The organism is Cupriavidus neocaledonicus (assembly GCF_000372525.1).
GTDB classification, from domain to species: domain Bacteria; phylum Pseudomonadota; class Gammaproteobacteria; order Burkholderiales; family Burkholderiaceae; genus Cupriavidus; species Cupriavidus neocaledonicus.
In genome coordinates, this window is the sequence record NZ_AQUR01000106.1 from 268,639 (window position 1) to 281,272 (window position 12,634).

11 protein-coding genes are annotated in these 12,634 nt (G+C 67.8%); 4 read left to right on the forward strand and 7 right to left on the reverse strand.

What is annotated here, in order from left to right:
• Positions 1 to 36 precede the first annotated feature (36 nt).
• The 3 genes from A3AG_RS0127105 to A3AG_RS0127115 all read left to right on the forward strand — a co-directional run bounded on the left by A3AG_RS0127105 (position 37) and on the right by A3AG_RS0127115 (position 2,825).
• The gene (locus A3AG_RS0127105; protein WP_018008428.1) at positions 37 to 792 is read left to right on the forward strand and encodes a DeoR/GlpR family DNA-binding transcription regulator; all 756 of its coding nucleotides are present in this window, start codon (positions 37 to 39) and stop codon (positions 790 to 792) included.
• A gap of 292 nt (positions 793 to 1,084) precedes the next feature.
• The gene (gene gdhA, locus A3AG_RS0127110; RefSeq protein WP_026164504.1) at positions 1,085 to 2,428 is read left to right on the forward strand and encodes an NADP-specific glutamate dehydrogenase; all 1,344 of its coding nucleotides are present in this window, start codon (positions 1,085 to 1,087) and stop codon (positions 2,426 to 2,428) included.
• Positions 2,429 to 2,519: 91 nt separating this feature from the next.
• The gene (locus A3AG_RS0127115; protein ID WP_018008429.1) at positions 2,520 to 2,825 is read left to right on the forward strand and encodes a DUF1272 domain-containing protein; all 306 of its coding nucleotides are present in this window, start codon (positions 2,520 to 2,522) and stop codon (positions 2,823 to 2,825) included.
• On the opposite strand, the gene A3AG_RS0127120 is transcribed toward A3AG_RS0127115, so the two are convergent.
• Positions 2,822 to 3,256 (reverse strand): phasin family protein, encoded by a 435-nt coding sequence (locus A3AG_RS0127120; protein ID WP_018008430.1) that lies wholly within the window; start codon positions 3,254 to 3,256, stop codon positions 2,822 to 2,824. The two genes, A3AG_RS0127115 and A3AG_RS0127120, sit on opposite strands and share 4 nt — an antisense overlap.
• Before the next feature lie 279 nt (positions 3,257 to 3,535).
• Between A3AG_RS0127120 and A3AG_RS0127125 the strand changes: the two genes are divergently transcribed.
• Positions 3,536 to 5,077 (forward strand): methyl-accepting chemotaxis protein, encoded by a 1,542-nt coding sequence (locus A3AG_RS0127125; RefSeq protein ID WP_018008431.1) that lies wholly within the window; start codon positions 3,536 to 3,538, stop codon positions 5,075 to 5,077.
• A gap of 97 nt (positions 5,078 to 5,174) precedes the next feature.
• On the opposite strand, the gene A3AG_RS0127130 is transcribed toward A3AG_RS0127125, so the two are convergent.
• The 6 genes from A3AG_RS0127130 to A3AG_RS0127155 all read right to left on the reverse strand — a co-directional run bounded on the left by A3AG_RS0127130 (position 5,175) and on the right by A3AG_RS0127155 (position 12,601).
• Positions 5,175 to 5,996, reverse strand: coding sequence for a hypothetical protein (locus A3AG_RS0127130; protein WP_018008432.1), 822 nt, complete (start codon positions 5,994 to 5,996; stop codon positions 5,175 to 5,177).
• Positions 5,997 to 5,999: 3 nt separating this feature from the next.
• Positions 6,000 to 6,839 carry a YaiO family outer membrane beta-barrel protein gene (locus tag A3AG_RS0127135; RefSeq protein WP_240619974.1) on the reverse strand — a complete coding sequence of 280 codons (840 nt, stop codon included), beginning with the start codon at positions 6,837 to 6,839 and terminating at the stop codon, positions 6,000 to 6,002.
• 209 nt (positions 6,840 to 7,048) lie between these two features.
• Positions 7,049 to 8,059: a hypothetical protein gene (locus A3AG_RS32080; RefSeq protein ID WP_018008434.1), complete on the reverse strand. Its 1,011-nt coding sequence runs from the start codon at positions 8,057 to 8,059 to the stop codon at positions 7,049 to 7,051.
• Positions 8,047 to 9,150, reverse strand: coding sequence for a bactofilin family protein (locus tag A3AG_RS0127145; protein WP_115678611.1), 1,104 nt, complete (start codon positions 9,148 to 9,150; stop codon positions 8,047 to 8,049). Before A3AG_RS0127145 ends, A3AG_RS32080 begins: the two co-directional genes overlap by 13 nt.
• A 2-nt stretch (positions 9,151 to 9,152) precedes the next feature.
• Positions 9,153 to 10,721, reverse strand: a complete 1,569-nt coding sequence (locus A3AG_RS0127150) for a glycosyltransferase family 2 protein (protein WP_018008436.1) — start codon at positions 10,719 to 10,721, stop codon at positions 9,153 to 9,155.
• Between the two features lie 101 nt (positions 10,722 to 10,822).
• Positions 10,823 to 12,601: a polysaccharide deacetylase family protein gene (locus tag A3AG_RS0127155; protein ID WP_172583531.1), complete on the reverse strand. Its 1,779-nt coding sequence runs from the start codon at positions 12,599 to 12,601 to the stop codon at positions 10,823 to 10,825.
• Positions 12,602 to 12,634: the final 33 nt, after the last annotated feature.

Consider the following 12,634-nt stretch of genomic DNA (forward strand, 5'->3'; position numbering starts at 1 on the left):
ATCAGCCCCCAAGTCCCCGATCCTCCCGGAGTCCACGTGCTCGCCGAACAACGGCAGAAATACATCCTCGACCAGCTGGCCGCGACCGGCGCGCTGGCCATCAGCGAACTGGTGAGCGAACTCGACGTGTCGCGCGAGACCATCCGGCGCGACCTCAACGCGCTGGCCACGCGCGGGCTGCTGGTGCTGACCCACGGCGGCGCGCTGGCGCCGGACCGGACCGAGCCCGATAGCCAGACCCGCGCCCAGGTCAATGCCGAGGGCAAGCGCGCCATCGGCGTGCGCGCGGCCGAGCTGGTGCGCGACGGTGCCTCGCTGATCCTGGACTACGGCACCACCACGCATGCGGTGGCGCAGGCGCTGCACGGGCACCACAACCTGCTGGTCTACACCAACGACCTGGCCATCGCCCAGCTGCTGGGCCGGCGCAACGGCAACCGCGTGATCGTGCTGGGCGGCGAGCTGCAGGACAACGAAGACGCCACCCACGGCTGGGACACCATCGAGCAGCTGTCGCGCTACCACACCGACTTCGCCTTTATCGGCATCGGCGGCATCACGCCGCGCGGCGAGATCTGCGACTTCTCGCGCGCCGCGGCGGAGCTGCGCAGCCGCATGCTGCTGGCCGCCGACGTGGCCTGCGTGGTCGCCGACCACACCAAGTTCGGCCGCAACACCGGCGTCACCATCAAGCATGCCGAGCTGGCGGCCTGGGTGATTACCGACATGGCGCCGGCACCGGAGCTCGGCGCGGCGCTGAAGGAGCGGGGCAACAAGCTGCTGATTGCCTGACGGTCTCAACCGGTCAGGGGAGGCAGGGGGGCTGTCCGCTGATCGCACGCAAATCCGCCCGGCCCTGCAGCAAAATGCGGCCTTGACGCCGCTGTCACAGGTGTTTTGACTGTCGTATGCCCCATGTCGGTGCTAAAGTGCCGAGTTGTCGGATCGGCATGGTCAGCCGTGCCCGTCCGATAAACCGGAGGCGACCCACCTTCCATCGGCGCAACGCCAGACGGCACCGCAGACCGGCATCCAGCCGGCAAGGCTGCCGGATCCTGCCACTCCAGCACAGCAAGAGACATCCGTGAATTCTCCTTCCCTTGAAGCATTTCTGGCGGGGGTTGCCCGCCGCGACCCCAATCAACCCGAATTCCTCCAGGCCGTGAAGGAAGTCATGATGACGCTGTGGCCGTTCGTCGAGCGCAACCCGCGCTACGCCGACCAGGCCCTGCTCGAGCGCCTGGTGGAGCCCGAGCGCGTGATCCAGTTCCGCGTGGCATGGACCGACGACCAGAACCGCGTCCAGGTCAACCGCGCCTTCCGCGTGCAGCACAGCTCCGCCATCGGCCCGTTCAAGGGCGGCATGCGCTTCCACCCGACCGTGAACCTGTCGGTGCTGAAATTCCTGGGCTTCGAGCAGACCTTCAAGAACGCGCTGACCACGCTGCCCATGGGCGGCGGCAAGGGCGGCTCGGACTTCGATCCCAAGGGCAAGTCCGACGGTGAAGTGATGCGCTTCTGCCAGGCGCTGGTGACCGAGCTGTACCGCCACCTGGGCCCGGATACCGACATCCCGGCCGGCGACATCGGCGTGGGCGCGCGCGAGGTCGGCTTCATGGCCGGCATGATGAAGAAGCTGTCGAACCAGTCGGCCTGCGTGTTTACCGGCAAGGGCCTGGCCTACGGCGGCAGCCTGATGCGCCCGGAGGCCACCGGCTACGGCACGGTGTACTTCGCCCAGGAAATGCTGCACCGTCGCGGGCGCGGCTTCGACGGCCTGCGCGTGCTGATCTCCGGCTCCGGCAACGTGGCGCAGTACGCGGCCGAGAAGGCGATCGAGCTGGGCGCCAGGGTGCTGACGCTGTCCGACTCCGGCGGCGTGCTGCACTACCCGCAGGGCATGACCACCGAGCAGCTGGCCGAAGTCATGGCCTTCAAGAATGAAGAGCGCGGCAGGCTGTCGGACTTTGCCGCCCGCCACGGCCTGAGCTTCGAAGCCGGCCGCACGCCGTGGCACGTGCCCGCCGACGTGGCGCTGCCGTGCGCCACGCAGAACGAACTCGACGGCAACGACGCCGAGACCCTGCTGGGCAATGGCGTGATCTGCGTGGCCGAAGGCGCCAACATGCCGTCGACGCTGGAGGCGGTCGACCGCTTTGTCGAGGCGAAGATCCTGTACGCGCCGGGCAAGGCCAGCAACGCCGGCGGGGTGGCGACCTCGGGCCTGGAGATGTCGCAGAACGCGATGCGCCTGTCCTGGCACCATGCCGAGGTCGACGAGAAGCTGCACGCGATCATGAAGGACATCCACCAGAACTGCATCCACCATGGGCAGAAGGCGGACGGCTACATCAACTACGTCGAAGGCGCGAACATCGCCGGCTTCGTCAAGGTGGCCGACGCCATGCTGGCGCAAGGCGTGATCTGACCTGGAGCAGCGGCCGGCGCCATGCCGGCCGCGCGGAATCCGGCTACGATGGCGGTCTCGACCCGCTCATCCAGAAAAGGAGCCACGCACCATGCTGGAACTCAGACCAGGCTGCGAACACTGCAACAAGCCCCTGCCGCCGGATGCCACCGAAGCGCGCATCTGCTCGTTCGAATGCACCTTCTGCGCGGGCTGTGTCGCGCTGCTCGGCAATGTCTGCCCGAACTGCGGCGGCGGCTTCGCGCCGCGGCCGGTGCGGCCGGCGCAGGACTGGAAGAACGGCAACTACCTCGGCAACCACCCGGCCAGTACCAAGGTCAAGCACCGGCCGGTGGACCTGGCCGCGCATGCCCGCCTGGTCGAGGCGGTGGGCCAGGTTCCGCCTGAGCGGCGCTAGCCGCGCGGTTTCGTTTTGGGCTGGAGCAGTTCGCCAGCCTCCTTCATGTTCTGTTCTGCGCGCTTGCCGATCACCGCAAGCGCCTCGGCTTGCGCCTTCTGCGCGGTCTCTGCCAGCGCGCGCATGTTCTCCAGCGCCTGGTGCAGCTGCTGTTGCACGAACTCGCTGTGCCTGGCCATGGCCTCGGCCGGGTTGCCCGCCGTGCCGTACTGCTGCGCAGCCGCCTGCAGCTGCTGCATGGTCTGGGCAAAGATTTCCTGCTGCTTCTTCACGATGGCCTGCATGCCTTCATAGGCCAGCCGGTTGGCCTCTGACAGGGCCTCGATGTCCTTGCGGCGCGCTTCGATCACCGCGCTCATGTCCACGCCCGGCAGGCGGAACTGTTCCATCATCCTGGTGAAATCGGCGAAGGGATTGGGAGGCGTGGCCATGCTGGGTCTCCTGGTGAAGGACGGGCAGGTCGGCCGGCGGCGGGGATGGCGTGCCTTTTGGCCGGGGTCCTGTCCACTATAGCCGGTATCCGGACACTTCTGGCCGTCAATCGAGGAAGACCCTAAAGTTACCGTCGCCGCTGCCGTTGGCATCCATAGCCCGCCTGTGCGTCGGCCCGAGCCGGCCCGCCCGCGGACGATGAGAGCGAAGAGCGTTGCGCCAAGCCGTTTGGTGCGCGGCAGCACTTCGCCATGACCAATGCTAATCAGGTAGAAGACATGAAGAATCTAGGTATCGGGGTTCGCCTCGGCATCGGTTTTGGGGTGGTATTGCTGCTTGCGGCGCTGATGACGGCATTCGGCATGCTGCGCCTGCAGCAGGTGGCCGAGCGCACGCACGCGATGATGCAGCAGCCGCTGACCAAGGAGCGGCTGGTCAGCGACTGGTACCGCCTCATGCACACCAGCGTGCGCCGCACCACCGCGGTGGCGCGCAGCGCCGACCCGTCGCTGGGCCAGTTCTTTGCCGCCGAGACCAAGGCCTCGATCGAAGGCATTGCCCAGCTGCGCGACAAGCTGCAGCCGATGCTCAGCTCCGAGCAGGAAAAGGCCGCGTTCCAGAAGATCCTGAGCGTGCGCGACCCGTACAACAACGGGCGCGACAAGATCACGAAGCTCAAGCAGGAAGGGCTGACCGAGGAAGCCAACCAGGTGCTGGAGAAAGAGTTCGTGCCCGCCGGCGACGCCTACCTGGCCGAGATCCAGAAGCTGCTCGACATCCAGCGCGCCAGCATCGACGCCACCGCGCGCGAAATCAACGGCATCTACGTCAACGCGCGCAACAGCCTGATCGGGCTGGGCGTGGTGGTGCTCGGGATCGGCATTGCGTTCGCGTTCTGGCTCACCATCGGCATCACGCGTCCGCTGCATCGCGCCGTCGCGGTGGCGCGCACCGTGGCCTCGGGCGACCTGACCAGCCGCATCGACGTCGACAGCCGCGACGAAACCGGCCAGCTGCTGCAGGCATTGGCCGACATGAACGCCAATATCCTGCGCATCGTGCGCCAGGTGCGCGCCGGCACCGAATCGATCGTGTCGGGCACCAGCCAGATCGCCGCCGGCAACACCGACCTGTCGCAGCGCACCGAGGAACAGGCCTCGTCGCTGCAGCAGACCGCGGCCAGCATGGAGGAGCTGACCAGCATCGTGCGCCAGAACGCCGACAACGCGCGCCAGGCCAGCACGCTCGCGGTCAACGCCTCGGATATCGCCGCCAAGGGCGGCGAAGTCGCGGGCAAGGTCGCCGAGACCATGGAAGAGATCAACGGCGCGTCGAAGAAGGTGGTCGACATCATCGCCGTGATCGAGGGCATTGCGTTCCAGACCAATATCCTGGCGCTGAATGCCGCGGTGGAAGCCGCGCGCGCCGGCGAGCAGGGCCGTGGCTTCGCGGTGGTGGCCGGCGAAGTGCGCACGCTGGCGCAGCGCAGCGCGACCGCGGCCAAGGAGATCAAGGCGCTGATCGGCGATTCGGTCGAGCGCGTCGAAAAGGGCTCGATGCTGGTGACGCAGTCGGGCCAGACCATGGAAGAGATCGTCGCCGCGGTCAGGCGCGTGACCGACATCATGGGCGAGATCAGCGCCGCGTCGGCCGAGCAGAGCTCGGGCATCGAGCAGGTGAACCAGGCGGTGACACAGATGGATACGGTGACGCAGCAGAACGCCGCGCTGGTGGAAGAGGCGGCCGCGGCGGCGGGTTCGCTCGAGGAGCAGGCGCAGCGGCTGAAGGCGGCGGTGGCGACGTTCAGGCTGGCGGCGTAGCGGCCAGGCGCCGGCGCCGGCGCCGGCGCCGGTGCGGGCCCGGCGCGGCCGGAGTGGGGTGCGCCGGTTGCGCGTGGCCACGGCGGGCACCGTGGCACTACGTGTTCTGCTCGCCGGCGCGGCTCCAGCTCATGGCCCACCCATACAGCCCGATGCATCCCGCGACCATCACGGTCGGTCCCAGTACGAAGGACAGCAACGGCATCATCAGCAACGAACAGCAGGACAGGACGTACAGGTGCAGCGCCAGCTGCAACGGCACGGCGACCACCACGAATGCCAGTGTCAGCAGCGTCAACGACACCTTCTTCCACCACGCGAAGCGGAAGATGTAATAGGTCAGCGCGTGCGCCCACGGCATCAGCCAGAGCAGGCCGCACGAGGTCTTGAGGCCGTTGTCCAGGTAGCCGCTCGCGCTATACGGAAAACTGTCCGGTGCCACCGCGAAGAACAGCAGCGCGGTGGCCTGCACGAACACCGCGAACAGCACGAAATAGCGCAGCGGCAGGTAATGGTCGCGCAGGCGCAACGCCAGCAGCGCGGCGGCCAGCGTGCCGAGCAGCGTCAGCCACCAGGTCGGCGCGTCGGGCACGGCGGCGGAGACGTTGATGTAGGGAAGCGGCAGGTTGAGCCAGCCCAGCGGTACGGCGCGCTCGGCCACGGTGCCGTCCAGCCTCAGCTTGTCGATCCAGAACGCCAGCACGGCCGCCCATGCCGCGCTCAGCTGCGCGCGCAGCATCCACTCTGCCGCGTTGAAGGCGGCCGCGACCAGCGGGATCGCGGCCAGCGTGGGCAGGTCCAATATCAGTCGCTGCAGCGACCGTTGCCGGGCGTGGTACAGCGTCGCCAGGCCGAGTGCATCGCCCTTGTCGCGTGCGGCGGCCGGCTCGGCAGTGGGGTCGCTGGCCTGGCGCGGCATAGATCAGAACTCGATAAAGAAGCCGATCTCGGCCTGCTTGCGCCGGTACGAAGGGTTGTCGTAATAGATGGCGCGCAAATTCATGCCGTAGCGTTTGTTGAACCACTTGCGCCAGTTGAGGGTGACCTCGTGGCTGGTGAAGTCGCTCAGCAGCGACTGGGCGCCGGTGAGCTGGTAGGCTTCGCGGCCGCCGTCGTACTTGAGCGTGATGTACTGGTCTTTGTCGCGACCGTAGGTAATGGCTGCCACGCCGCGGCTGGAGCGGACGTTGCCCGGGTCGCTGCGGTTGAGCCGCGCGCCGAACTGCACGATCCACGGCGCGTCGAAATAGTAGGTCAGGCCGAGCAGCAGGGTCTTGTCGGTATAGATTTCCCTGGCGCGGTAGTAGGTGAAGCCGGCGCTGGCCACCAGGTTCCTTTTCTCTAGAAACTTGCGGAACAGCATGCCGTCGACACGGAACTCGGGCAGGAAAAAACCGCCCGTGCTGGTGCCGGCGCTCAGGAAGCCGTACCAGTCCGCGTTGAAGTCGCGGGTGTAGCCCAGGCCGAAGAAGGTGCCCTGGTCGCCAAAGTGGTGCTGGTGGCTGATTTCGCCGGTGACGTAGTCCTTGTCCGACAGGTGCATGCCGCCGCGCAGATACTGGTCGTTCCAGCTGGCGTTGTTGCCGCTCAGGTTGGCATGGCCCAGGCCGCCTTCGATGAACCCCGTCATCAACGGGGCGAAGGTCCGGGGTGCGGTCGCCTCGGCCTGCGCGCGGGCGTGCGGGCAAGCCGCCAGTGCCAGCATGCCCAGCAGGCAGGCGAGGGACTGTGCACCGAAGTGACTGGCGTCCGGTAGCTTCACGTTGCCTCCTGTCGTGCCTGTGGGTAATGCCGGGGGGCGGTCGTCGGCGACCCGCCCATGCAGCAGCAGCGTTTGCACCATACACCGGACCGGGGCGATGCGTCGATCCGCCATGCCTCGTCATTTTGGTGGTGTGTTGCATCTCTGAAATGCTGCGCGGGCGCGCGGGCCTGTTGCTTTGCTGCCCCGCGCCCCCTGCGCTAGCCGTGCTAGCGGCAGCGCAGGCTCGCCGGCGGCGGCGCGAGCGCCTGCGCCGGCGTGAGCCTGGACTCGAAGGCCAGAAACAGCGCCTCTTCCAGGACGTTCCAGTGCCGGCCGTGGCGGAATTGGTTCGCGCGTACGCGCCAGCAGGTGATGGCGTCGGCGTCGCCCATCTTGTCGGCCACCAGCGCCACCAGGCCCCAAGGGAAGTCCACCTCGGACATCTGCAGCCAGGCGAAGCGATGCGTGGTCATCCACGCCCGGTAGGCGCTGGCATGCGGTCGGCCAGGCGCCTGGATGTCGGCCAGGATGGGGAAGATCTGCGCCACTGCATCGGGATAGAACTCGCTGCGCTCGCGCGGCTGGGTGCTCACCAGGAAGCCGTTCTTGCGCCAGAACACGCGCAGGATGGCCTGGTCGAGCTGTTCGGCCTGGCGTGCCCAGGCCAGGGCGCCGCTGCTGTCGCCCAGCCGCGCGCGGTAGCGGCTGACCGCCTTGAACGCGCTGGAGACTTCCACGTTGTCCATCAGCAGCGCCACCGGCAGCGTGGACGAGATCTGATAGACGCCGGTGCGGCGGTCACGCAGCGTGTCGAGGTAGCGGCTGGCCTTGTCGAAGCTGGCCTGCCACGCGGGCGGCATGCCCCTGGCAGGGGCGGTGCGAACCAGCAATTCCATCCAGGCCGCCATCAGCGCGTCGTCGGCATCGGCGGGCTGGCAGGCGGCAAAACGTTGCCCCTTGAGGCAATAGCGGTCGAAGCGGCCGTCGCCGTGCTGGCGTGGCAGTTGCCAGGCGATCCAGTTGCCGGCCGCGGTCGTGGTGGCCATGCCGGCATCCTGCGCCGCCAGCAGGGCCTTGGCCGCAAAATACGGGTCGATCGAGTCGCCGCCGAAATACGTCGTGATCGCGCCGTCGGCCCGTTGGTAGCCCGGCAGCGCGAGCTCGGCGGCGGCTGCATGGGCGGGCAGGAGCGTGGCAAGCGCCAGCATCAGGGTGAACAGGGCGTTTATGGCGGGCATGGCTGGTCCTTGGCCGTGGCAGCTTCGCAATCCGATTCCACGCGGCCGAGCTCGAGCGCCGACGCGGCACCGTGGACCGTGGCGCCGACGCGCGCCAGCAGCACCGGCGCCACCACGGTGGTGTGCCGCTGCGGCGCGCCGATGACGCAGAACGGCGCCAGCCTGACCTCGCGTTCGGCGGCGACCGGGCCGCCGACGGCGCAGGCGCGCTCCATCGAGATGACAGCCCCGGCAATCAGGGCGCCATCGATGACGGCGCCGGCTTCCAGGCGGATGCTGCCGCTCGCCTTGACGCTGCCGGCAATGTGGGCGCCGCTGCCCAGCCACAGGTTGCCATGGACCACCAGGTCGCCGCGGTACAGCGCGTTGGCGGGGAAGGTGAAGTCGTGCATCACCAGCCAGCGGCCGTCCCTCGCTTCGGCGGATGCGATCTCGCCCGCCGGCGATCGTGCGCACGGACCGGCCGCAGTGCCATGGATCGCGCCGGGACGCTTGATGCCGGCGCGTCCGAAACGGACCACGGGCGCGCTCACCGACGCGAAGCGGCAGCCGTCCTCCAGCCGGATCGCGTGCAGCGCGCCCACCGGGCCGAGCAGGCGGCAGCGTTCGGCCGCGTAAACATGGCCGGCGTGGGCCCAGCGCTCCAGCTCGCTGCCTGCGCCCAGGATGATGACGCCGTCGGAAAGCAGTCCCTGCAGGCGATTGCGCTGCCCGGTGCGGATGCTGCGCCGGCCGTAGATGTCGCGGGAAAAGGCATAATCGCTGGGCAGCAGCACGGCTTCGGCGCCCACGATGGTGCGGGCGCACAGCCCGGCTGCCGCCTCGGCCGGGGTCGGCACGAAGGTGCCGTGCACGCGGACCAGCGGCTCCAGCGAAAGCTCTGCCGCCGCCATGCCCGCTTGCCCGGGGCGCGCCGGCTGCGCAGCCAGTTGCGCGCGCAAGCCCGCCGCCACGGCGCCGACATCCAGGGTGTGTTCGCCATCGATGGGCAGCGGGCCGATATCGCGTTGCCGGCGCCATTCCAGCAGTGCCGGCGCCAGCGGCAGCGCCAGCACCAGCAAGGTCAGCAACGCAAGCGTCAGGGGCCACACGTTCAACCCCCCCGCCGGTAGCGTGTGGTCTTGTCCCAGCGCATCTCGCGGCGCAGCAGCGGGTCCAGCAGGACCTGGTCGGCGATGGCCCGCGACACGGCCAGCACGCTTACCAGGAAGCCGAAGTAATTCAACGGCAGCAGGCAGATGCGGGCGCGGCTGCCGTCCAGGTACACCGCGGCGGCGATCTCGAAGAACGCGGCAAAATTGCCGAGCGTGCCGTAAGACATCAGTGCGAACAGGATCAGGGTCTCGCCCAGCAGCGGCAGTCCGCCGGCATAGAACAGGAGGATGGCCAGCAGCCAGCCGGCCAGCATCACCGGCGCCATCATGTAGATGCCCAGCAGCGCCAGGCCGTCGACCCGCTCGAGCAGGTCGTGGTCGCGGCAGCGCGCCATGCTCGCGGCGTGCCGGTAGAGCGCCTGGTTGTGACCCTTGGTCCAGCGCTTGATCTGCCGTACGCGCACGGCCCAGCTCTCGGGCACTTCTTCATAGCATTCGGACCAGTTCTGGTAGACGGTCTTCCAGTTGGCCAGCAGCAGGCGGTAGGTCAGGTCGGTGTCTTCGGCCAGCACATCGTCGTGCCAGCCACCGGCGGCGCGCAGCGCGCGCATGCGGATGCCGCCCACGGTGCCGCCATACTGCGGCACCAGGTCCAGGTTCATGCGCGCCTGCTGGTCGACCTGGTAGCCGCCGGAGCGCTCGAGGTCCAGCAGGCGCGTCAGCAGGTTGCTGCCGAGGTTCATCGGCACCACGCGCCCCATGGTGGCGCCCACTTCGGGATCGAAGAAAGGCGCCACCAGTTGCTTGAGCAAGCCGATCGGCGGCAGGTAGTCGGCATCGAAGACGACGATGATTTCGCTGGTCACGGTCTCGCACGCATCCTTCAGCGCGGCGGCCTTGCCAGGCTTGCCGCCGCTGCGGTGGAACGGCGTGATGCGTCCCGGGTGCTGCGCCACCACCGCGTCGATGATCTCGCGGGTGCGGTCGGTGGAGCGGTCGTTGACCGGCATGATGGTGAGGCGCTCGCTGGGGTAGTCGGCGCGCAGCAGGCATGCCAGCGAGCCGGCGATCACGGCTTCTTCGTTGTGCGCGGCGACCATCACCGTCAGCATCGGCCAGTCGGCGATATCGATGTCGAGGTAAGGGTGGCGTTGCTTGCCAAACAGGCGGTTCAGCGTGAACACGTAGTGCCGCACGGCATAGAACACCACCAGGACCACGATCAGCGCCAGCAGGGTGGTCAGCAGCGCGACCAGGGCGTGCCCGCCAGCCTGCGCCGGTGGCTGGCCCGCCGGGGCCGGCGGCCAGGTGCGCGCGGGCGGGGCGGCTGGCTCCAGCGTATCGGCGGACATCCCATGGGACGACATGGTGTCGACGTAGGCCATCGCCAGCGCCACGGATTGCGCGCCGGGGTCGTACAAATTGTCCGCCATGGCCCCGGTCATGGCGCCGGGGGTGGTCTGCGCGGCGCCGGCCTGAGCGATCAGGGGATCAGCCTGCAGCGGCACGGAGGCGCTGCATGCAAGCCATCCGCACAGCAGTGGCAAGTAGCGACAGGCCAGGCGCATGACGACGACCCTTCAGTCTATGGTTAACACGCGGCGCGGCGCGCCTGTCGCTGCGTCGTGATGCGCGCGGGCAGGCGGGCCGTGCCTTGCGGTCCGGCGCATCAGAGCTTGCTGGCGACAAACGTCAGCGAGGTCCCGCCCAGCGAAGTCACGATCCAGTTGTTGGCATCGAAAGTCACGAGCCCGAGGCCGCCGGTGACCACCGGCTGGATAAAGCCCGTGCGCGGCAGCAGCCAGGTCATGTCGGTCAGGTCGGTCGGATGCGAGGCCTGGAACACCCAGGTAAGGCCGTTGTCGGTGGCCTGCCAGCTGGTCTGGTCGCGCCGCTGCGCGAACCTGGAGAGCGTATCCATGGTGTACCAGCTGAACTGCCCGGCCAGCGCCAGCGTCGTGGCGCGGTTGAACAGCGCGCTCAGTACAGTCGGATAATCCTGGGCGCCGAGGGGGTGCATGTAGATCAGCCGGCTGGTGCGGTTCTTGACCACGAAGTCGATCAGTTGCCGGTACCAGGCGGTGACGCTGCCCGCGGGCACGTTGAACTCCTCGAACTCCTCGAACGTCGCATACTGGCCGAACGGCATTACCGGGAAGGCGCGGATGTTCTGGTTGCTCAGCACGCCGTTGCGGTAGCTGCGCGTCGGCGCCATGCCGGTGTGGCCAAGGAAGTAGTAGCCGGTATTGCCGTTGGCTTCCAGCCAGTCGACCGACCATGGCGGCGTGTTCCCTTCGGGCGCGGCATATTCGACGGCCGGCCTGCCTGTCACCGCTTCGACGCTTTGCTTGTTGAGCTCCAGATACTGCTGGAACGTGGCCTGGTTGCCTTCACTGGCGTTGGCGCCCCAGTAGTCGTGGATCCATCCGCCATGGCTGCCGATCTTGTGGCCTTTGGATTGCAGAAACAGCAGCAGCTGCTGGGCCGTGGTGTTCTGCGACAGCTTGATGCCGAGTCCATCGCCAAAGGTGACCTGGTCCGGTCCCGCGGTCACGGAAACGGAGAACGGGCCGTTGTTGAAGACGCCCCAGTTCTTGAGCTTGAGCGCGGGCGCGATCTGGTCGCCGGCGCAGAAATGCATGTTCAGCACCAGCCCGGCGCGTCCCTTGGGCTGTGCCGACAGCCGCGGCAGCTTCATCAGGTTGACGGCAAAGTAGCGCAGGAAGCCGTGCATCAGCATGCCGTCGGTCTGGCCCTTGAGGTACGACAGCGGCAGGTTGACGAACAGCACGCTGCCCGTGCCGAAGTTGCGCAGGCCGGCCACCAGCCCGAAGTTCGGCGAGGTCAGCAGTGCCGAGCCGGAATAGCTGCCTTGGGTGACAAAGCTGGGATAGGTCAAAAAGCCATAGACATAGCCCGAGATGCCCTCGACCGGATCGGTGGTGCTGGCGGTGGACCACCGCATCGACTTGCCCGGCGGCACCTGGATGCTCCGCAGCGTGCTGCCCAGGCCCGTGACCGGCCCCAGGCCGATCATATTGCCGAGCAGGGAGTCATAAAGCACGTAGTCGACGCCGGCAAGGTTGCTGAGCCGGCTTTTTTGCGGCGCGTAGAAGCCCGTGGTGGTCAGCGCGCCGAAGTCATATACCAGCATGACCTTGCCGCCGAGGCTGGTGTAGCTCTCCAGCGCGGCGATCAGCGCGTCGCTGGCATTCACATGCACCTGGTCGGGCAGGATTACGCCGGGGAACTGTGCCGGGGTGATGCCCTGCAGCAACTGGCTGTCGCTGATGACGGTGAGCTTCAGCCCCTCTTCCAGCGCTGCGTCCTGCCACGCCGAGACGCGCGCATCGGGCAGCGCCATGCCGTCTGGCACCAGCAGCGCGATCTGGTTGGTGGCGGCGCGCGCCGCGGTGGGCATGGCCAGGGACAGCGCCGCCAATACCATCAGCAGCATGAGGCGGCCATTTCGCAGCCGTTG

Bases quoted from the DNA above. Each gene is read 5' to 3' on its own strand.
- A3AG_RS0127115 (WP_018008429.1), top strand. From the start codon at position 2,520: ATGCTGGAACTCAGACCAGGCTGCGAACACTGCAACAAGCCCCTGCCG.
- A3AG_RS0127120 (WP_018008430.1), bottom strand. From the start codon at position 3,256: ATGGCCACGCCTCCCAATCCCTTCGCCGATTTCACCAGGATGATGGAA.
- A3AG_RS0127125 (WP_018008431.1), top strand. From the start codon at position 3,536: ATGAAGAATCTAGGTATCGGGGTTCGCCTCGGCATCGGTTTTGGGGTG.
- A3AG_RS0127130 (WP_018008432.1), bottom strand. From the start codon at position 5,996: ATGCCGCGCCAGGCCAGCGACCCCACTGCCGAGCCGGCCGCCGCACGC.
- A3AG_RS32080 (WP_018008434.1), bottom strand. From the start codon at position 8,059: ATGCCCGCCATAAACGCCCTGTTCACCCTGATGCTGGCGCTTGCCACG.
- A3AG_RS0127150 (WP_018008436.1), bottom strand. From the start codon at position 10,721: ATGCGCCTGGCCTGTCGCTACTTGCCACTGCTGTGCGGATGGCTTGCA.
- A3AG_RS0127155 (WP_172583531.1), bottom strand. From the start codon at position 12,601: ATGGTATTGGCGGCGCTGTCCCTGGCCATGCCCACCGCGGCGCGCGCC.